Origin of the sequence: Flavobacterium circumlabens, assembly GCF_004345565.1 — a bacterium.
Lineage (GTDB): Bacteria > Bacteroidota > Bacteroidia > Flavobacteriales > Flavobacteriaceae > Flavobacterium > Flavobacterium circumlabens.
The window spans coordinates 65,034-85,044 of the sequence record NZ_SLWA01000003.1 but is presented as its reverse complement, the minus strand read 5'-3'; the positions used below and the strand labels follow the sequence as shown (position 1 = coordinate 85,044).

General features: G+C 36.3%; 16 protein-coding genes. 5 read left to right on the top strand and 11 right to left on the bottom strand.

Going from position 1 to position 20,011, the window contains the following annotated elements; translation table 11 throughout:
* The first annotated feature begins 8 nt into the window (after positions 1 to 8).
* On the top strand, positions 9 to 3,605 hold the full coding sequence (locus EV142_RS08725; protein WP_132034576.1) for a PAS domain-containing protein: 3,597 nt from the start codon (positions 9 to 11) through the stop codon (positions 3,603 to 3,605).
* Between the two features lie 86 nt (positions 3,606 to 3,691).
* On the opposite strand, the gene EV142_RS08720 is transcribed toward EV142_RS08725, so the two are convergent.
* Positions 3,692 to 4,111 (bottom strand): lipocalin-like domain-containing protein, encoded by a 420-nt coding sequence (locus EV142_RS08720; protein ID WP_132034574.1) that lies wholly within the window; start codon positions 4,109 to 4,111, stop codon positions 3,692 to 3,694.
* Positions 4,112 to 4,501: 390 nt separating this feature from the next.
* On the opposite strand from EV142_RS08720, the gene EV142_RS08715 reads away from it, so the two are divergent.
* Positions 4,502 to 5,863, top strand: a complete 1,362-nt coding sequence (locus EV142_RS08715; protein ID WP_132034572.1) for a GH1 family beta-glucosidase — start codon at positions 4,502 to 4,504, stop codon at positions 5,861 to 5,863.
* A gap of 53 nt (positions 5,864 to 5,916) precedes the next feature.
* Here the strand turns inward: EV142_RS08715 and EV142_RS08710 are convergent, their stop codons facing one another.
* Positions 5,917 to 6,189 carry a hypothetical protein gene (locus tag EV142_RS08710; protein ID WP_132034570.1) on the bottom strand — a complete coding sequence of 91 codons (273 nt, stop codon included), beginning with the start codon at positions 6,187 to 6,189 and terminating at the stop codon, positions 5,917 to 5,919.
* Positions 6,190 to 6,243: 54 nt separating this feature from the next.
* Between EV142_RS08710 and EV142_RS08705 the strand changes: the two genes are divergently transcribed.
* From EV142_RS08705 to EV142_RS08695, 3 genes are all read left to right on the top strand, one after another.
* A complete protein-coding gene (locus EV142_RS08705; RefSeq protein WP_132034568.1) occupies positions 6,244 to 7,095 on the top strand; it encodes a helix-turn-helix domain-containing protein in 852 nt (283 codons plus the stop codon).
* A 163-nt stretch (positions 7,096 to 7,258) separates the two neighbouring features.
* A complete protein-coding gene (locus tag EV142_RS08700; protein ID WP_132034566.1) occupies positions 7,259 to 7,726 on the top strand; it encodes a Panacea domain-containing protein in 468 nt (155 codons plus the stop codon).
* The gene (locus EV142_RS08695) at positions 7,726 to 8,067 is read left to right on the top strand and encodes a hypothetical protein (RefSeq protein ID WP_132034564.1); all 342 of its coding nucleotides are present in this window, start codon (positions 7,726 to 7,728) and stop codon (positions 8,065 to 8,067) included. The genes EV142_RS08700 and EV142_RS08695 overlap by 1 nt, the downstream gene beginning before the upstream one ends.
* A 111-nt stretch (positions 8,068 to 8,178) precedes the next feature.
* On the opposite strand, the gene EV142_RS08690 is transcribed toward EV142_RS08695, so the two are convergent.
* The 9 genes from EV142_RS08690 to EV142_RS08650 form a co-directional block, all read right to left on the bottom strand.
* Positions 8,179 to 9,612, bottom strand: coding sequence for a TolC family protein (locus EV142_RS08690; RefSeq protein ID WP_132034562.1), 1,434 nt, complete (start codon positions 9,610 to 9,612; stop codon positions 8,179 to 8,181).
* Entirely contained in the window at positions 9,605 to 12,772 is a 3,168-nt protein-coding gene (locus tag EV142_RS08685; RefSeq protein ID WP_132034560.1) for an efflux RND transporter permease subunit, read from the bottom strand. Before EV142_RS08685 ends, EV142_RS08690 begins: the two co-directional genes overlap by 8 nt.
* A 135-nt stretch (positions 12,773 to 12,907) precedes the next feature.
* Positions 12,908 to 13,990, bottom strand: coding sequence for an efflux RND transporter periplasmic adaptor subunit (locus tag EV142_RS08680; RefSeq protein WP_132034558.1), 1,083 nt, complete (start codon positions 13,988 to 13,990; stop codon positions 12,908 to 12,910).
* Between the two features lie 172 nt (positions 13,991 to 14,162).
* Positions 14,163 to 14,546 (bottom strand): hypothetical protein, encoded by a 384-nt coding sequence (locus tag EV142_RS08675; RefSeq protein ID WP_132034556.1) that lies wholly within the window; start codon positions 14,544 to 14,546, stop codon positions 14,163 to 14,165.
* A 262-nt stretch (positions 14,547 to 14,808) separates the two neighbouring features.
* Positions 14,809 to 15,213, bottom strand: a complete 405-nt coding sequence (locus EV142_RS08670) for a GNAT family N-acetyltransferase (protein ID WP_132034554.1) — start codon at positions 15,211 to 15,213, stop codon at positions 14,809 to 14,811.
* A gap of 1 nt (position 15,214) precedes the next feature.
* The gene (locus EV142_RS08665) at positions 15,215 to 15,607 is read right to left on the bottom strand and encodes an ACT domain-containing protein (protein WP_132034552.1); all 393 of its coding nucleotides are present in this window, start codon (positions 15,605 to 15,607) and stop codon (positions 15,215 to 15,217) included.
* Between the two features lie 94 nt (positions 15,608 to 15,701).
* Positions 15,702 to 17,561 (bottom strand): M1 family metallopeptidase, encoded by a 1,860-nt coding sequence (locus tag EV142_RS08660; RefSeq protein ID WP_132034550.1) that lies wholly within the window; start codon positions 17,559 to 17,561, stop codon positions 15,702 to 15,704.
* 242 nt (positions 17,562 to 17,803) lie between these two features.
* Entirely contained in the window at positions 17,804 to 19,384 is a 1,581-nt protein-coding gene (locus tag EV142_RS08655; RefSeq protein ID WP_132034548.1) for an NADP-dependent glyceraldehyde-3-phosphate dehydrogenase, read from the bottom strand.
* Between the two features lie 74 nt (positions 19,385 to 19,458).
* A complete protein-coding gene (locus EV142_RS08650; protein ID WP_127339532.1) occupies positions 19,459 to 19,770 on the bottom strand; it encodes a rhodanese-like domain-containing protein in 312 nt (103 codons plus the stop codon).
* Between the last annotated feature and the right edge of the window lie 241 nt (positions 19,771 to 20,011).

Here is a 20,011-nt window from a genome sequence, read left to right as displayed (position 1 = left end):
TTATTTGAATGGGCCGTACCAATAATGAGCATTACTTTCTAGCCGGTGGTGGAGAAATGGGCGAACAGATTCGTGCTAAAGACTGGAGCAAAACTTCTTTGGGAGATCCTGAAAACTGGCCGCACAGTCTTCAAACCATGGTAACGGTTATGCTTCATAATCCTTTTGGAATGTATATAGCCTGGGGTGAAAACTATACCCAATTGTACAATGATGGCTTTCGTCCAATTCTTGGTTCCGGCAAACACCCGCAGGCTTTAGGAATAAGTTCAGAGATTACATTTTCTAAAATCTGGGAAATTATAGGCCCGCTGTTCACTGATGTAAGGAACGGGAAAGCAGTTAGTTTTCCGGATTTCATGGTGCCTTTAAACAGAAATGGGTTTACAGAGGAATGCTATTTCGATTTTTCCTACAGTCCTATTAGAAAAGAAGATGGAGAAGTTGGCGGCATTCTGGTTACTGTTATAGAAACGACTGAAAAGAAAAAAGCCACCGAAGCACTAAAAGAAAGTAATGCAAGGTTCATGAATAATATCATGCAGGCTCCTGTTGCCATGTGTGTGTTTAGAGGCAAAGATTATATTGTTGAAATTGCCAATAAACAAATGATTGAATTATGGGGCGTACAAAGTGAAGACGTACTCAGCAAACCTATTTTTGAAGCATTACCCGAAACAAAAAATCAATATCTCGAAGATGTACTGGAGCATGTATATCGTACCGGGGAAAAATTCACTGCCAACGAGCAACTGGTGCAGCTGCCCCGAAAAGGTCAGACAGAAAATACGTATATCAATTTTGTATATGAAGCACTGACAGAACCTGACGGAAGTATTTCGGGTATTGTAGCAATAGCGATTGAAGTAACGGGACAGGTACTGGCACGCTCCAAAGTAATAGAAAACGAACAGAAAATAAGACAATTGGTCGAAAATGCTCCTTTTCCGATTGCGGTTTATGTGGGAAAAGAAATGCACATTGAACTTGCCAACGAATCGATCATTACTTTATGGGGCAAAGGAAATAATGTGATCGGAAAATCATTTAAAGAGGTACTTCCGGAACTCGATAACCAGCTTGTATTCGAGCAGATAAAAAATGTATTGGATACCGGAAAATCCTTTCATACCACAAATACACCTCTTGACCTGACGATAGAAGGCAAACTGCAGACGCATTATTTCAATTATAGTTTAACACCGTTGTATGACATACATGGTATTATTTATGGTGTAATGAACACTGGGGTTGACCTTACCGATCTGAACGTTGCCAAGAAAAAAATAGAAGAAAGCGACAAACGTTTCCGTAATACAGTAAAACAGGCTCCTATTGGAATAAGTATTTTACGCGGCCCTGATTATATGGTCGAAATGGCAAATGAAGCTTACCTGAAACTGGTTGGCAGAGAAGAAGCTGGTTTTGTAGGCAGCCCTTTATTCGATTCCTTACCGGAAGTCAAAGAAGCCGTAAATTCACTATTAGAAGGCGTTTTAAAAACTGGCATTCCCTATCATGGATACGAGGTTCCTATTCCCTTAAACCGATACGGTCAGGAAGAGCAAATCTTCTATTTTGATTTTCTGTATCATCCTTTAAAAGAAGAAAATGGCGAAATTTCGGGTATAATAGTAACCGTAACGGAAGTAACTGAAAAAGTAGATACCCGAAAAAAAACAGAGCTTAACGAAGAAAGGCTAAACATTATCGTAGAAGCCAGCGAACTTGGGACCTGGGAACTGAATGTAAAAACCAAAGACTTCCAATACTCCAAAAGATATATAGAAATTGTTACAGGAAACAAAAATGACTTAAATTTAAGCCACGCTCAGCTGGTAAAACACCTGCATCCTGATGATCTTCATATCAGAGAAAAGGCGTTTAAAGAGGCTTTTGTTTCAGGATATATTAATTATGAAGCCCGATTAATCTGGGAGGATCAATCTATTCACTGGGTAGAAGCTAAAGGAAAAGTATTCTATGATTTAGAAGGCCAGCCGGAAAAACTCTTGGGTACCGTAAGAGATATTACAGAAGAAAAACAATATCAGCAGAAAATTGAGGAAAGCGAAAAAAGATTCCGAAATCTGGTTATGAAATCTCCTGTACCAAAAGCAATACTTAAAGGCAGCGATTTAATAATCGAAATGGCCAATGTAGCACTGTTGAAAAACATTTGGAAAAGAAAAGAAAGCGATGTTCAGGGCAAAAAAATATTTGATGTATTCCCGGAGCTTAAGCAGCAAAAATATGCAAGACTTTTAAGTGAAGTTTCTAAAACCGGAAAAGTGCATTCCGAATCCGAATCCCCAATATTCATTGACGGTGAAAACGGGAAACAAAAATTTTATATTGATTTTGAATACGCGCCCTTAAATGAGACAGATGACACACTTTCAGGAATAAAAATAACCTTAATTGATGTAACGGAAAAAGTTGAGGCCAGAAAGAAAATAGAAGAAAGTGAGAAACGTTTCCGTTCGTTGACAGAGAGTATTCCTCAGCTAATCTGTGAAACAGACGAAAAAGGAAATGCTTTGTTTGCTTCGGGAAAATGGCTGGAGTTTACCGGAATTCATCCAAAAGGAGAAGAAGAATGGAGATCTATCATTCATCCGGATGATTTTGAAGAAAATGCCAGAACATGGAGTCATAGTCTGGCAACAGGAGAACTTTACCGTTGTGATGTTCGCATAAAAAGTAAAAGCGGGGATTACCGATGGCATACTGCAATTGGTGAACCGGTTTTAGATAAAGACAATACGATCATAAAATGGGTTGGTGCTTTTACAGATATCCAGACTGAGAAAGCTTTTACCCATGAGTTAGAAAAACAGGTTGCAGAACGAACAAAAGAATTGGAGAAAAACAATATTGATCTCGAAAAGATGAATAAAGAACTTCAGTCTTTTGCTTATATTTCAAGCCATGATTTGCAGGAACCTTTAAGGAAAATCCAGACTTTTGCAACACAAATCATAGAAAGGGAATCTGAAAATCTGTCTGAAATCGGAAAAGACAAATTCCAGAGAATGCAAAATGCGGCCCAGAGAATGCAGACCTTAATTAATGATTTACTTTCCTACTCCAGAACCAGTACTTTAGAAAGGGTATTTGAAAAAACAGACCTTTCAGAAATCATTAATGAAGTCAAAGAAGATTTAAGAGAAGAACTGGAACAAAAAAATGCCACTATTGATATCATTGAAGGTTGTGAATTAGGAGTTATTCCATTTCAATTCAGACAATTGATTTATAATCTCGTCAGCAACTCTATCAAGTTTTCAAAACCGGAAATTGCACCGGTCATAAAAATAAAATGTACCATAGATAAAGGCAAAAACTTTAATTACGAAGCGCTTAGTGACAACAAAGAATACTGTCATATCAGCATTTCAGACAATGGTATTGGTTTTGACCAGCAGTACAACACCAAAATATTTGAAGTATTCCAGCGTCTGCACGGAAGGGAACTGTACAACGGAACCGGAATTGGCCTTGCCATCGTAAAAAAAATTGCAGAAAACCATAACGGATTTATTACCGCCCAGGGAAAACCAAATGAAGGTGCATCTTTTGATATTTATATCCCAGTAACTTAAAAATAAAAAAAGCGGAAACAACTTATGAAGTTGTTTCCGCTTTAATCCCAATCCATAAAGATCAGGTTTTGAACTAAAGTTTTTTACTATCTGGTATAAACTGTAATTACACCTGTAGCTTTATCTTTTATTTTTAATTCTTTGTTGGTAAGATTCATGATATCTGAAGTCGTACTTACACCACCGAAAGTAAGAGTCAAATCATTATGAGATCTTACGTAAGTTCCTGTAGTTTCTACTAAGGCACAATTAGAACCGTCATAATCACCTTCTACTGCTGCGTTACTTACTCTTAAATCTAAGTAATCTCTGTTACAACCACTTGCGTTTTCAATAGCATCAACCAATTGTTCTTTACCGTCTACAACAATACCTTGCTGACTAAGGTTGTATTTTCCCTGAATAGGAACAATAGTTTCTCCTTCATTATCATCGTTACTGCAAGATGTTGCAAACATACCTAAGCCTAAAGCTACTACGAATAATATTTGTTTTAAATTTTTCATGATCTGATTTGTTTAATTATTTGTTTGTTATAAAGGCAAAATTAACAGGAAACAACTTGAAGAATGTTCTACAATTTTTCGATTTAATTACATAATTTATGTTTTAAGATAATTTTAAGATGAAACTTTACATTATCATCAGGTTTTATTCAAATGTAATTTCTCTACTCATTTTCGTTATTCTTAAACAAAAAAAACAGTTAACTATTTCATAACCTTTACGTTACTGTTAATTCACATCTGTTTTATTAATTTGATCAAAACAAATTATCATGAGATTCTTCAGCTTAAATTTTTTAGTTTCATTTAAAGAATGGCTTTTTCTAAGAGCTATGCAATCTACTTTCCTTCATTAATATACTCACATCATAAAAGGAAAGCAGTACTTAAATGAATAAAACAGAAAACGCACTTTTAAATAAAGAACAATTTGGAGAGGATTTCCTGTGGGGAGTTTCCACTGCCGCTTTTCAAATTGAAGGAGCACACGACGCAGATGGTAAAGGAGCTTCTATCTGGGATGTTTTTACCTCGAAAAAAGGTAAAATAAAAAATGGTGATCATGCCCTTTCAGCCTGTGATTTCTATAATTATTACAAGAATGACATTGAATTAATTCGTGAATTAAACATTCCCAACTTTAGATTTTCTATCAGCTGGCCCCGAATTATGCCAACCGGAATACATCCTGTAAACCAATCCGGTATTGATCACTATAACAAAATCATCGATTTTTTATTAGAATGTAATATCGAACCCTGGGTTACGCTTTATCATTGGGATTTACCGCATGCTTTAGAAGAAAAAGGAGGCTGGACCAATCGAGAATCGGTTTCCTGGTTTTCGGCATACACAGAAGTTTGCGCACAACACTTCGGTGACCGGGTAAAAAACTGGATGGTGATCAATGAACCGTCTGTCTTTACAGGAGCGGGATATTTTCTGGGAATTCATGCACCGGGAAGAAAAGGCCTGACCAATTATCTTAAAGCCATGCACCACGTGACCTTATCTACAGCTGCGGGTGCAAAAATTTTACGAGAGCATGTTTCCGGGGCAAATATAGGTACTACATTCTCCTGTACGCATATCGAACCGGAAACAGAGAGACCTAAAGATGTTGAAGCCGCAAAACGTGTCGATACTTTACTCAACAGGACTTTTATAGAACCTATCTTAGGACTTGGATATCCGAAGAATGATTTGTCGGTTCTTAAAAAACTCAACAATTATATTCTGGACGATGATCTAAATAATATGGCTTTTGATTTCGATTTTATTGGTTTACAATGTTACACCAGGGAAATCGTAAAAGCCTCTTTACTTACTCCGTATATTGGCGCTGAGCTGGTAAGTGCAGAAAAAAGAAATGTAATCTCTACCGAAATGGGCTGGGAAGTCTACCCTCCTGCTCTGTATCATACGATCAAAAGATTTAATGCATACAAAAACATAAAGAAAATTATCATTACAGAAAATGGAGCTGCTTTTCCTGATGAAGTCAAAAACGGAAAAGTATATGATATCCGTCGTACACAATATATTCGCGATCACTTGGAACAATTGCTGAAAGCCAAAAAAGACGGGTATAATGTTGATGGTTATTTTGTCTGGAGCCTCACCGATAATTTTGAATGGGCTGAAGGATATAACGCCAGATTCGGACTTATCCATATTGATTTTGAAACTCAGAAAAGAACCATTAAACAATCCGGATTGTGGTTTCGTGATTTTTTAGCGCAAAGCAAATAAAAATATAAAAGAGGAAAAGAGTATAAATTCTTTTCCTCTTCTTTTATCAGAAATCAAATCAGGACAATTGCCCTGTTTTTTAAAGAATGATTTTCAAGACTCAAATCTACTTGTTCAATATTTTCAAGGAAAATCTTAAAAGTTCTATCCAGCGTATTGATTCCAATGGCTTTTATTCGCACTAGAACTTCTTCGTTTGCCGGTATGGGTTTGTCTATTTCTTTAATCTGAAAATCGGATCTAAATTCTTCAGGGATAAGTGCTTTCCTGTTTTTATATTTTGTAATATTGTTATTATTAAAAATTTCTATTGCAAAATTCTGCAATATTTGACTGTAAATTGTTGTAAAATCATGTTCTAAAAGTGTATTTTTTTTGTTATGACAAACGATGTATTGCATGAACCCTATGAGCTGGTTCTGAAAGATTTAACCGAAGAATGCCCAAGAGGCGGACACATGCACAGTTTTTTTGAACTGGCCTACATAGTAGAAGGCAGCGGAATACAACACATTAACAACAATAAACTTCCCTACAAATCAGGTGATTTGTTTTTGCTGACTCCCGACGATCTGCACCGTTTTGATTTTGAAGAGCCCACACAATTATTCTTTATCCGATTTAATAATTACTACTTAAGCGGAGCTTATCAACAGGAATTATTGCAGCGAATTGAAATAATACTTAAAAATGCTTCACACGAACCGGGTTGTGTTATCAAAAATGAAGAGGACACTATTATTGTTCAACCCATTATGGAAGCCATCATCAGGGAACACAGCAAAAGAGCATTGTATCACACCGAATTGCTTTCACATTACATTAAAACTTTGCTGGTCATCATTGCACGAAACATAATGATGAGCCTTCCAGAAAAAATCAACGATCACAGTGATCAGAAAGTCGTTCGCATTTTGCAATACGTACAGGCGAATATTTATGATCCGGAAAAACTAAAAGGATTTCATATCAGTAATAAATTTGGAATTTCCGAGACGTATCTGGCCCGTTTTTTCCGCAAACACACCAATGAGACATTACAGGAATATCAGACCAATTATAAGCTTAAATTAATTGAAAACCGCCTGTTGAATACCGACATGCGTATTAATGAAATTTCAGCGGAATTTGGTTTTACCGATAAAAGCCATTTCAATAATATGTTCAAAAAACACAGAGGCGTAAATCCAACAGAATTTAGAAAGATGTTTTTTGGATTTGGAAATTTTTAAACACTGGTAAATCACATTAAAGACAAGCTCAACTGCGCCGGAATACCTGATTTATTAAAAATTTTGATTTCAGATGAAAATCGTTTATATTTGTGGGATTTTTTATACTAATTATAGCTGTATCGATTATATACGCTATATTTGTTGAACTAAATTTTTAGAAATGGCACAGTCAGCATTATTTTTATCCGGAGAAATTCTAAAACGGGCAAAAGAACAGGACATTGAGATTTCTAATATGTCCCTGCAAAAACTTTTGTTCATTGCCAATGGTTTATATCTTGCCAAAAATGGCATTCCATTAATTCAGGAACCTATTGAAGTCTGGCCTTACGGTCCGGTTATCAAAAACGTTTATCTCGAATTTAAAGAATATGGCAACTCAGCCATAAAAAAAATTCCGTTGAGTTATTCTCTTAATCAAAATAAAGAACTGGACAAAGCTACCGATGACGTTATAGAATTCGCTCTGGAAGTAGCCAAAAATCTTAATGCCATACAATTATCAAACTGGACTCACCTTCCTGAGTCTCCGTGGACGGAAGCGAAAAGAAATAATGAAAAAGAAATATCCAACGACTTAATGAGCAGCTATTTCGAGAAATTTGTTAATAAACCAATCAGCGAATAATGGCAAGAGGTTTTAATTTAGGCGGTCTTATAAGCGATGTCACTAATGCGCCAACGAGTTCAGTATCTATTTCTGAGTTTATTTCTTATGAAAAACACCAATCAGATTTACAAAACTCAAATCAGAACATGCTGGAAAGAAAACGTTATGCAGAATATATCTTTTCTTTTACCTGCATCTGGTGTATCTGTATCTTTTTTATCCTGATGTGGAAAGGTCTCGGCAAACTAAATCTATCTGACGAAATCATTATAACGTTAATTGGTTCTACTACGCTGAACGTACTGGTTTTCTTTACTCTGGTGACCAAATACCTTTTTAATTCGGAGAAATCTACCTAAACAGTAATCTAAAAAATCTACTGAAGACCAATACTACATCTTAATTTAAAATAAAAAACCTTCCGAAAGCGAACTCTCGAAAGGTTTTAATCTACAACTTAATAACAATTTTTATTTCCAACCACCGCCTAAGTCTTTATAAACATTGACTGCAGCATTCAATTGGTCTTTTTTCGTTTCTATCAATTCTAATTTAGATTCCAAAGCATCACGCTGTGTCATCAGCACTTCGAAATAATCTACTCTTGCAGATTTAAACAAGTCGTTAGAAACATCGATTGATGTGTTTAAAGCCGCTACTTGTTGTGATTTTAAATCGTAGCTTTTTTCTAAATTACTAATCCTGGAAAGTTCGTTTGAAACTTCGATATACGCATTCAAAACCACACGATCATAATTGTACAAGGCCTGAAGCTGTCTTGCATTGGCATTACTGAACTCTGCTTTGATTGCATTTCTGTTAATTAGCGGTGCCGCCAAATCACCAGCTAAGGAATACAAAAGCGATTCCGGAAATGTCAACAGGTACGAAGGATTAAAAGCATTTACTCCTACTGCAGCCGAAATATCCAATGAAGGATAAAATTCTGCACGAGCTACTTTTACATCCAGTTTTGCAGCTGTAAGCTCCATTTCTGCCTGTTTAATATCAGGACGATTCTGTAATAATTGAGAAGGGATCCCAGAATTAACAGTTAATGGCAACAAACTTAAAAAGTTGTTTCTATCTCGCTTAATTTCCTGTGGATATTGACCCACCAAAAAGTTAATTCTGTTTTCCGCTTCTTTTATTTGCTGAAGAATTTCAAACTCTTTGCTTTTAGAATCCATAACCTCAGCCTGGAATTTCTGAACACCCAATTCGGTTGCTCTGGCTGCCTGTTTCTGAATCTTTACGATTTCTAAAGCATTGGATTGTAATTCTATATTTTGTTTTACAATCTCTAACTGACTGTCAAGCGCCAATAACTCGTAATACGAATTGGCAATTTCAGCGATCAGGTTTGTAACTACAAAGTTTTTTCCTTCTACGGTTGATAAATACCTGCTTACTGCTGCTTTCTTGGAATTACGCAGTTTTTTCCAGATATCTACTTCCCAGTTAGCATAAGCCGCTACAACAAAATCCCCAAGCGGGTCCGGTGTTTCTTTACCGGGTTTAATTTCAGTGGTAGCATCACCTGCGCCCTGGCTTGTATATCTGCCTACTTTCTCTACTCCTGCACCGGCTCTGATACCGACCGTTGGCAAATAAGCGCCTTTTTTTATACGAACGTCATTCTTTGCGATTTCAATTTCCTGCAAAGTGATCATTAATTCCTGATTATTTTTCAGGGCCGTATCGATCAGATTGACCAGATTTTGATCTTTAAAGAAATCATGCCACGGAAGAGCAGCCATATTTGTTGTATCCTTGCTATTGGTGTAAGCTTCAGGAACAACTGCTTTGTTTGGCGCTTCGGTTGTGGCCTGTGGAGCCTTGCAGCTCACAGCTGCAAGACAAAGACCTAACGCAATACTATATTGTAACTTGAATTTATACATGATTATCATTAATTTCTTCTGTTAATGGATTCTCTTCTTCATTTTTTACCAGTTTGTGTTTCTCTGATATTTTTGCAAAAATGTAATACAATCCAGGAATAACAAATACTCCGCAAATGGTTCCTACAAGCATACCTCCGGCAGCTGCTGTACCAATAGTTCTATTACCAATTTTACCCGGACCTGAAGCAAAAGCCAGTGGCAGTAATCCGGCTATAAAAGCAAATGAAGTCATCAAAATAGGACGGAACCTTGCTTTTGCACCTTCCATAGCTGCTTCTAAAACCGTTTTTCCTGCAGCATGCCTTTGTATGGCAAACTCTACAATTAATACGGCATTTTTACCAAGCAGACCAATAAGCATTACCATCGCAACCTGAGCATAAATATTATTCTCTAATCCTGTTAATTTTAACAAAAGGAAGGCTCCAAAAATACCGGCCGGTAAAGAAAGAATAACCGATAATGGCAGAATAAAACTTTCGTATTGCGCTGCTAAAACCAGGTACACAAATCCTAAACAAATCAAGAATACCCAAATGGCCTGATTTCCTTGTGCTACCTCATCGGCAGAAATACCTGCCCAGTCAATGTCATAACCCCTTGGTAATTTTTCGGCAGCTACTTCCTGAATCACTTTAATCGCTGTACCACTACTGTATCCCGGAGCAGCACCACCACTAATTTCAGTAGAAGTATACATATTATGTCTCGTAATCTCTGAAAGACCGTATACTTTTTCTAATTTCATAAAGGCAGAAAAAGGCACCATTTCATCACGATTATTTTTTACGTAAAGTTTTAAAATATCATCCGGCTGTGCACGATATTCCGGAGCTGCCTGAACGATTACTTTATAATTGATTCCGTATTTGATGAAACTAATTTCGTAGTTACTTCCCACAAGAGTAGACAGGGTATTCATCGCATTTTCGATAGAAATTCCTTTTTGCTGCGCCAGATCATTGTCTACTTTCATCATGTATTGCGGGAAACTGGCACTAAAGAAACTAAAGACATTCGATAGTTCCTTGCGTTTGTTCAGTTCTCTTACAAACTCATTATTGATCGTTTCCATTTTTCTGTAATCACCGGAACCTGTTTTATCCAGCAAACGAAGTTCAAATCCTCCTGCTGCTCCATATCCCGGTACTGCAGGCGGTTGGAAAAATTCGATATTGGCACCAGGAATATCTTTCGATTTTTCTTCCAGTTCCGTCATAATTTCCTGTACCGATTGCTTTCTGTCATTCCAGTCTTTAAGGTTGATCAGACAGGTCCCCGCATTCGATCCCGTACCTTCCGTCAAAATTTCATAACCTGCCAGAGACGAAACGGACTTTACTCCTTCTACTGTTTCGGCTATTTTCTGTAATTTTTCTGCTATATTATTGGTTCTTTCCAATGATGAACCCGGAGGTGTCTGGATAATAGCATAAAACATACCCTGATCCTCATTCGGAATAAATCCGGAAGGAACGGTACTACTGATCAGCCATGTTCCTGCGCAAAAACCTAAAAGTGCGATAATGGTAACAGCTCTTCTGTTTACGATTTTAGCTAATACATTTTGGTATTTCCCTTGTGCCAGGTTAAACTTGTTGTTAAAGCCATCTATAAATCTGTTTACAGGGGTTTGTTTTTTAGGTTTACCGTGATTATTTTTCAGCATCATTGCACAAAGTGCCGGTGTCAGCGTCAAAGCCACAATACCGGAAAGTATAATCGCTGTTGCCATTGTAATGGAAAACTGTCTGTAAAAAACTCCCACAGGACCAGACATAAAGGCAACCGGAATAAATACCGCAGCCATCAGGAAGGTAATCGCAATAATAGCTCCTGCAATTTCATGCATCGCTTTTTTAGTTGCTTTAAGTGGCGAAAGATGTTCTTCCTCCATCTTGGCGTGAACGGCTTCAATAACTACAATCGCATCATCGACGACGACTCCAATGGCCAAAACCATGGCAAATAAAGTAATTAAGTTCAATGAAATATCAAAGAATGTCATAAAAATAAACGTTCCGATCAGGGAAACCGGTACCGCAATTGCCGGAATAATCGTAGAACGCCAGTCACCTAAGAAAAGAAATACCACCAATCCTACCAGGATAAAAGCTTCAACCAAAGTGTGAATTACTTTTTCAATAGAAGCATCTAAGAATTTAGAAACGTCATAAGAAATTTCATAATCCATTCCTTTTGGGAATTTTTGCTTGATTTTTTCCAGTTTGGCTTTTACGTCTTCAATAACCTGATTGGCATTACTTCCAAAAGATTGTTTCAATACAATAGCAGCAGATGGCTTACCATTTAAGTTGGAATAAATATCGTACATCGAACTTCCAAATTCAACTTTGGCAACATCTTTCAGACGTAAAAGTTCTCCGTTACTGTTAGATCGTACTACAATATTCTCATATTGTTCTTTGGTTGTAAAACGTCCGGAATATTTCAATACGTATTCGAATGCCTGAGATCTTTTACCGGAACTTTCTCCTGTTTTACCAGGCGAAGCTTCCAAACTTTGGCTTGACAATGCCTCCATTACCTCATCGGCAGATATTTTATAAGCTAACATACGATCCGGTTTCAACCAGATACGCATGGCATATTCACGTGTTCCTAAAATATCTCCGGATCCGATACCATTTACCCTTTTCAACTCAGATAATACATTGATATCTGCATAGTTGTACAAGAACTTCATGTCGGTATTTGGATCCGTACTGTAAAGATTCACATACATCAGCATACTCGGAACCTCACGGGTGATCTTTACACCTTCTCTAACTACCAACGGAGGTAGTTTGTTTGTAACCGAAGCCACACGGTTCTGAACGTTAATCGCAGCCTGATTTGGATCTGTACCAAGATTAAATACGACCTGAATACTTGCTTCACCGTCATTTCCTGCATCAGAAGTCATGTATTTCATTCCGGGAACTCCATTTAAGGCTCTTTCCAACGGAATAACAACCGATTTGATCATCAATTCACCATTAGATCCCGGGTAATCTGCCGTAACGTTTACCATTGGCGGCGAAATGGATGGGAATTGGGTGATCGGTAAATTCAATACCGACAATATCCCTAAAAAGACAATGATCAGCGATATCACTATCGACAGTACAGGTCTTTGAATAAATTTATTAAACATTTTTATATTTTTTTAATGATTAAACCAAATGGAGTAAAACATTGTAGACTGTGAAATGTAAACTAGTAGATTGTGAAATGTGAAATTCCAATTGCACATTACTAAATACCGTAAACTGACACTGACTACTCCTACTTACTCTGCTTTAAGGCGCAAATGATTCAGTACCTCTTTAGGGGATTGGAATTCATATTTAATTTTGTCGTTGTCTCTTACTTTCTGAACTCCTTCAAGTAAAATTTTATCATTTTCAGTAAGTCCGCTGCTTACGACATATAAATCCGGAATTTCACCTGTAATCGTAATTTCTTTTGAACTTACTTTATTGTTTTTATCCACTACAAAAACGTACTTTTTGTCCTGGATTTCATAAGTTGCTTTTTGTGGAATTACGATAGCATTTCTAAGAGGCACAAGCATTTGAACCTGTCCGGTTTCACCATTTCTAAGTAATTTACCTGTATTGGGAAATCTTGCTCTGAAAGCGATATTTCCTGTTTCGTTGTTAAATTCACTTTCGATTACTTCAACATTACCTTTGTATTTAAACGTTTCTCCGTTAGCTAAAACCAAACCTACTTTAGTTTCTGCACGATCTTTTATATCGGTTTGATATTGCAGGTATTCGGGTTCTGAAACATTGAAATAAGCAAACATCTGACTGTTGTCGGAAAGGCTTGTCATTAATTCACCTTCGTCAATAAGACTTCCCAGTTTTAATGGAATCCTGTCAATAGTTCCGTCAAACGGAGCTCTGATTTCGGTAAATGATAAATGAAGTTTTGCTAATGCAACCTCAGCTTTTGCCGATTGCAATTTGGCCTGAGCCACACTTAATTCGTTTTTGGAAACGATATTTTTATCGGCCAGTAATTTAGCATTCTGCAGTTCAATTTCTACTGATTTTTGTTCAGCCTGTGCTTTTAGCAATTCAGCCTGATACATATTGGGCATAATTCGGAACAAAAGCTGACCCGCTTTTACAAACTGACCTTCATCAACATAAATATTTTGCAGGAATCCTTTTTCCTGAGCACGGATTTCAATATTTCGGACAGATTTGATCTGCGAAACATATTGTTTGGTAAACGAAGTATCAATTTTTACAGGATTGGTTACTGTAAATTTTTCAGCTTCTTCTTTTTCTTCTTTTTTTGATGTACAACTGGTAAGGCACAACAAGGCATATAAGCCCGTTAACACGACAATTCTTTTCATGGTATAATAAATGGAAATTAAGCGATTGAAATTGGGAATAGAAACTTTCCCGGTCTGAGAATATAATCAGTCGCCAGAATAAAACGTGAAACGTAGAATGAAAAAGTATTTTAAAAATACAGTCCGCACTTATGCATGATCACGCTTATTGGTAACCGATGTATAAATAGAATCAGATTCTTAAAACTCTCTGAGTAATATAAATAGGATTTGACTCGCCACAAGATGGCGCTAAAAATTCAAAACGACTATAAGAATTTACAACGATCTGACGAGAGAATGTCAAATAGAGTTTAGCGACTAAACTATAATTGGTTGTAAAAAATTTATTTAAAAGTCCATCTTTAAGAGTATCATTACCAAGACATTCTTCGTCAAGATCTACATCGGCATCTTCAATTACTGAATTGCCCTGATCCTGATTCGTGAATTTTACGCGGTGTCTTTTCTCAAGATTGTGATGAGCGGCGTTATGTTGAGTTTCAGCATTAAGATATTGCCCTCCGCCCAGCAGAAGGAAATTCATGAATACTAAAAATACTATTAACTTTCTCATTTGAGTGCGAAAGTAATAAAAGATTGGAATAAAAAAAATAAAATAAGAAAGTCTTAACAAGTTGAAAGAAACGAAAACGTTTTCATTTTTTTATTCTCTTCTGAAATTTATAAATTTGGTGTTTACCGCTTGAAAAGACTCGGATTACAACATTGTGAAATCAATAAAAAAAAGGTGTCGTAAATAAATATCAAATTATAAATCAGTAGTTTAAAAACAGAATATTCAAAAACTTCGAGGTATTGTTTTTCAGGTACTTGTTCTAAAATAAAATAGTCATTATCGTAAAATTTTTTCCTGCTTTTGTAAAAATTTTATGCGTATCTGACATTCCAAATTTCTCATAAAATGTTTTTTTATTGCTTCTGGCATTGCACCAGACTTTTTTCAATCCTTTTTCTTTTGCCAGTTTTAGAACAAAATTCAATAGTTCAGAAGCAATTCCTTTTCCCTGATATTCCTGTAAAGTGGCTAATTTTCGAAACTGCATTTCATCATCAGTAATAAAACAGGAAACTATCGAAACCAGTTTTCCCTCTATAAAAACACCAAAATGCAATCCTAGATTATCTTCGGCCAGTTGTACAAATTCAAAAGGCTGCTCAGGCCACATTACTTCATGCCTGATCTTCCAGGTTTCCGAAGCTTTAATTGCTCTAATTTCCATACTAATTTGAAAATGTATTCAAAACTTCCATTGCTTTATCGGCATCTTTTTTAGCAATAAAAATGTGGTCGTGATAAAATGCCGCCACCACATTACAACTAATCCCTTTTTCTGAAAGTGCCGTTGAAAATGCCGCCGTTAAACCGACTGCTTCCAGTGAGGAATGAACCGTAAGGGTTATCCAGGACATAATAACGGAATATTCCAGCTTCAGTTTATCGGCTGTTTCCTTTTTTAAAATTAAGGTGACAGCTTCTTTTTCGCGGAATAACATTTCTATTTCTTCCAGATTTACAGTCCCAACTTCTTCCATTTTACAAAAAACAAATTCACCCTGATTTAGCTCCGGCTTCATGCTTTGAAGCAATTTTTGCAGCTCTTTTTCTCCGGACATTTTAAATTAGTTTTAATTTTTAAAATTAATTCTTTTTAAAGGCAGGTCTAATTTAAAAAAAAGTCCCTTAACTAAAGGGACTTTTTAAATTTAATTATTTGCTTTTCCAGGTATTATTAGCGGGTGTAGCATCCAGAAAAATACCATTATCAACCGTGATTTCTTTAATTTGCTTTTTACTTTTTAAAGTAATTGTCGCCAGTTTTTGATTCTTTTCCCAAATAGCAGGAGTCTGATGCAGGGATTCTTTGGTATCGTCTGCATAAACAATATTCACCTCAAACGGAATCGCAAAGCCACCCACATTTTCTACCGAAATAGCTTTGGCATCCGCACTCTTAACAGAAAGGTCAATATAATTATTCGTAAAAAACCAATTATTAAAGAACCAGTTCAGGTTTTTCCCTGAAGCAGTATTTATTGAATTAAAATAATCCCACGGAATTGGGTGTTTCCCATTCCAGTTGTCCATGTAAGCGTGTAATGATTTTTTGAACAAATCATCACCCAACATATCTTTTAAGGCAATATAAGACAGAGAAGCTTTACCGTATGAATTATTTCCGTAACCCGGTCCTGAAACCTGCGTAGACATGGAGATAATAGGCTGATCTTCTTCCGTTGAAGGATCATTTATGTATTGTGCCACTCTAAATTGTTTGTAAAATTTATCTGCTGCTTCTTTTCCGTGTTCTGCCGTTCCAATTAGATATTCGAAGGTGGTAGCCCAGCCTTCATCCATAAAAGCGTAACGTGTTTCGTTGATTCCCATATAAAAAGGAAAATAAGTATGAGCCACTTCGTGGTCTTGTACTAATTGTGCAAAAACAGGATCACCCATTTGCGAATCATTACACATCATTGGGTATTCCATATCGGCAAATCCCTGAAAAGCGGTCATTTTAGAAAAAGGATACGGAACTCCCGGCCAATTGTTCGAAAACCAGTCTAAGGCATATTGATTGTTTTTTACGGAAGCTACAAAATCAGTCCCTTTTACATCATAAGCCGCCTGAACACTGGCGCGGCGATTTGTTTTTTTATCTACTAAAACGCTGCTGGCATCCCATAAATAATGATCACTCAATCCGAAACATACATCTGAAATGTTTTTAGCTTCAAATTTCCAGGTATTCCAGTCGTTTTGTTTGGTTACTGCACCACTTTTCATTTCCTGCTCGTTGGCAATATGAAGCACTTCATCGGTTACATACGATTTTTTCAAACGTGCTGAAAATTCAGGCTGTAAAACTTCATCAGGATTTAATAAATCTCCGGTACCATAAACTACATAATTTTTAGGTGCTTTTACCGAATACGTATAGTCATTAAAATCATTGTAAAACTCCTGACGATCGGTATGTGGCAATCTGTCCCATCCGTTATAATCATCAAAAACGGTTACTCTTGGATAACTGTAAGCCACAAAGAAAGTAGAATTGTCAATTTGTCCTTCTCTTCCGCTTTCTTTAGATAAAGGGTAATTCCAGTCGATATTGATTGTAATTTTTGAATGCGGGGCAACCGCTTTTTTAAGTTTTACACTCCCTACCGTACCCCAGCTTCTGGCATCTTCTTTATAAACTTCACCTTCCACTTTCAATAAAGTGATGGTTAATCCTTCACTTAAAAAATCATCGTTGACAGTTCCACTGCGTGGTGATGATGGCTTGTGAAGATTATTTACAAAGCGGATTGGTAAATTTCTTAAAGTATCAGGGCTGTTATTTTCATAGACGATAGTTTCTGTTCCGCTAACTACTTTGGTAACTGCATTTACAGTAAGGTCAATCGTATACTTACCATGATTTTGCCAGTATTTTTTTCCGGGTTTACCATCTTTAGAACGAGTTCCTTTTTCGTAAGCTTCTTTAATATTTCTGGGCATATAAAGCTCTTGTGAAAAGCTATATTGAATTAAAAACAGAAAGCCAATTAGTATATTTTTTTTCATAAGTGGTTTTGAGAATTTGGTTTATTTAATAGTTATTATAAATATTAGTTGTCCTTTTTTGCCTAAAGTTACAATTATCTAAGATATTTTTAAGTTTGGGTTTCAATTTATCGCAGAGTAACGAAGTCGCATAAAAAACTTAGAACCTCAGCATCTTAAAATCCCAGTAACTTTTAAAAAAAAACCGCCCTTTTCAAAAAAGAAAAAGACGGTGATCTACAATTAATATATAACCTTAATAACTACAAAATATAATCGGTATTAATGAAATTCGATTCTTTGCTGTTAAGCAATTCCTGCAGAATTTCATTATTATAAGCGATATCTTTTGAAGCCACAAACGTACGAATAGAGAAAGAACGCAAAGCATCCGGAATACTTAAAGTCCCTACAGCAGAATCTTTACGACCTGTAAATGGAAATGCATCCGGACCTCTCTGGCAGGAACTGTTCAGGTTTACCCTGCAAACCAAGTTTACCAAAGAATCGATAAGTGGTGCCAGGGTTTTAATATCTTTTCCGAACAAACTTACTTGTTGTCCGTAATTGGATTCGGCCATATCATCAAGAGGCTCATCAATATGCTTAAAAGAAATAATTGGCACTACCGGTCCAAATTGCTCTTCATGATATACTCTCATTTTTTTATCTACAGGAAATAAAACGGCAGGAAAAATATAATTATCGGTATGTTTTCCTCCTTTTTCGTTGAGGATTTTTGCTCCTTTTGAAGTTGCATCATCAATTAGACCCTGTATATATTTTGGTTTATCTGCTTCAGGAAGCGGTGTTAGTGAAACTCCTTTTTCCCATGGATTTCCAAACAACAATCCGTCTACTTTTTCAGAAAAACGTCTGTTAAATTCTTCTGCAATAGATTCGTGTACATACAAAACTTTTAATGCTGTACAACGCTGACCGTTGAAGGATAAAGTTCCTGCAATACATTCCTGAATAGCCAGATCTAAATCGGCATCCGGTAAAATAATTGCCGGGTTTTTAGCTTCCAGACCTAAAATCAGACGTAACCTGTTTTTATTGGGATGCTGATCCTGCAAGGCTATTGCTGATTTACTGTTTCCAATTAATGCCAAAACATCAATTTTTCCTGATTTCATGATTGGAGATGCAATTTCGCGGCCTCTGCCATAAACAATATTAATAACACCTTTAGGAAAACTACTTCTAAAAGCATGTAATAATGGTGAAATACATAAAACGCCATGTTTTGCAGGTTTAAAAATAACGGTGTTACCCATAATTAAAGCCGGAATCAACAATGAAAAAGTTTCGTTTAAGGGATAATTGTAAGGTCCAAGGCACAATACAACCCCCAGAGGTCCGCGGCGAATCATGGCATTTACGCCTTGTACTTTTTCAAAATGCGAACTGCGTCCGTTTAATTCCTTATAACTGTCAATCGTATCCTGAATATATTCTACTGTTCTGTCAAATTCTTTTTGCGAATCGCCAAGGTTTTTTCCAATTTCCCACATTAAAAGTTTTACCACTTCTTCACGGGTATCCTTCATTTGTCTTACGAAATTTTCCATGCATTTAATGCGGTCAGCCACTTTCATCGTTGGCCATAAGCCCTGACCTTTATTATAGGCACCATTGGCAGCCTCAACTACTTCAGCTGCTTCTTTTTCTCCCATAAACGGAATGGAACCTAATACAGTTGGCGCATATTTTTCTGTAGATGAAATGGTAGAAAAAACAGGTGTGGTCTGGCCTGTCCATTGTTTTAGTTCCCCATTTACAAGATAAGTATCTTGATTGATGAGGGTTTTAATCTGAAATTCTTCGGGTATTAAACTCATAATCCGGTAATTTATAATTTGGTTATTAATAGCATTGAAAAGAAAAAGAGGCTTTTTAAGGCCTCTTCATTTTTTTATGGATTTACGGTTTCGCCTTCCCAGTCAAGGATTCCGCCTAATAAATTATAGGCATTTTCGATTCCTAACTCGTTCATAACCTGACATGCTTTCGCACTTCTGGCTCCGGAACGGCAGTACACGTAATAATTTTTGTTTTTATCTAATTCTTCGATTTCGTAAATAAAACCTTGTCCTTTATTAATGTCAATATTAACGGCATTTTCGATATAACCGTCATTAAACTCGTCCTGAGTTCTTACGTCAAGTATAACTGCATTCTCGTCAGCAGCTAGTTGGGCAACCCAATCTTCTTGTGATAAATTCATAATAAATGTGTTTTTTGTAAAATTACGACGTTTCTATTAATTAAAAACGTACCAAATGCGATTTCGATTATTATTCTCAGAAAACGTTTTAGAGAAAGGATTATAATCAGTGAATTACAAATTTACTCACTATTTTCAAAAATACAGTCTATAAAATCGATAGAAAATAGGATTTTTTCATTTGCCTAAATACCTTCTAAAAATAGTTTTCCGGCAATTAATACCAATTCAATCTGCTATC

What these genes read in the sequence shown, in the direction of transcription:
- EV142_RS08715 (WP_132034572.1), top strand. Translation starts at nt 4,502, where the DNA reads ATGAATAAAACAGAAAACGCACTTTTAAATAAAGAACAATTTGGAGAG.
- EV142_RS08685 (WP_132034560.1), bottom strand. Translation starts at nt 12,772, where the DNA reads ATGTTTAATAAATTTATTCAAAGACCTGTACTGTCGATAGTGATATCG.
- EV142_RS08680 (WP_132034558.1), bottom strand. Translation starts at nt 13,990, where the DNA reads ATGAAAAGAATTGTCGTGTTAACGGGCTTATATGCCTTGTTGTGCCTT.
- EV142_RS08690 (WP_132034562.1), bottom strand. Translation starts at nt 9,612, where the DNA reads ATGTATAAATTCAAGTTACAATATAGTATTGCGTTAGGTCTTTGTCTT.
- EV142_RS08660 (WP_132034550.1), bottom strand. Translation starts at nt 17,561, where the DNA reads ATGAAAAAAAATATACTAATTGGCTTTCTGTTTTTAATTCAATATAGC.
- EV142_RS08650 (WP_127339532.1), bottom strand. Translation starts at nt 19,770, where the DNA reads ATGAATTTATCACAAGAAGATTGGGTTGCCCAACTAGCTGCTGACGAG.
- EV142_RS08700 (WP_132034566.1), top strand. Translation starts at nt 7,259, where the DNA reads ATGGCACAGTCAGCATTATTTTTATCCGGAGAAATTCTAAAACGGGCA.
- EV142_RS08655 (WP_132034548.1), bottom strand. Translation starts at nt 19,384, where the DNA reads ATGAGTTTAATACCCGAAGAATTTCAGATTAAAACCCTCATCAATCAA.
- EV142_RS08725 (WP_132034576.1), top strand. Translation starts at nt 9, where the DNA reads ATGGGCCGTACCAATAATGAGCATTACTTTCTAGCCGGTGGTGGAGAA.
- EV142_RS08720 (WP_132034574.1), bottom strand. Translation starts at nt 4,111, where the DNA reads ATGAAAAATTTAAAACAAATATTATTCGTAGTAGCTTTAGGCTTAGGT.
- EV142_RS08665 (WP_132034552.1), bottom strand. Translation starts at nt 15,607, where the DNA reads ATGTCCGGAGAAAAAGAGCTGCAAAAATTGCTTCAAAGCATGAAGCCG.
- EV142_RS08705 (WP_132034568.1), top strand. Translation starts at nt 6,244, where the DNA reads ATGACAAACGATGTATTGCATGAACCCTATGAGCTGGTTCTGAAAGAT.
- EV142_RS08670 (WP_132034554.1), bottom strand. Translation starts at nt 15,213, where the DNA reads ATGGAAATTAGAGCAATTAAAGCTTCGGAAACCTGGAAGATCAGGCAT.
- EV142_RS08675 (WP_132034556.1), bottom strand. Translation starts at nt 14,546, where the DNA reads ATGAGAAAGTTAATAGTATTTTTAGTATTCATGAATTTCCTTCTGCTG.
- EV142_RS08695 (WP_132034564.1), top strand. Translation starts at nt 7,726, where the DNA reads ATGGCAAGAGGTTTTAATTTAGGCGGTCTTATAAGCGATGTCACTAAT.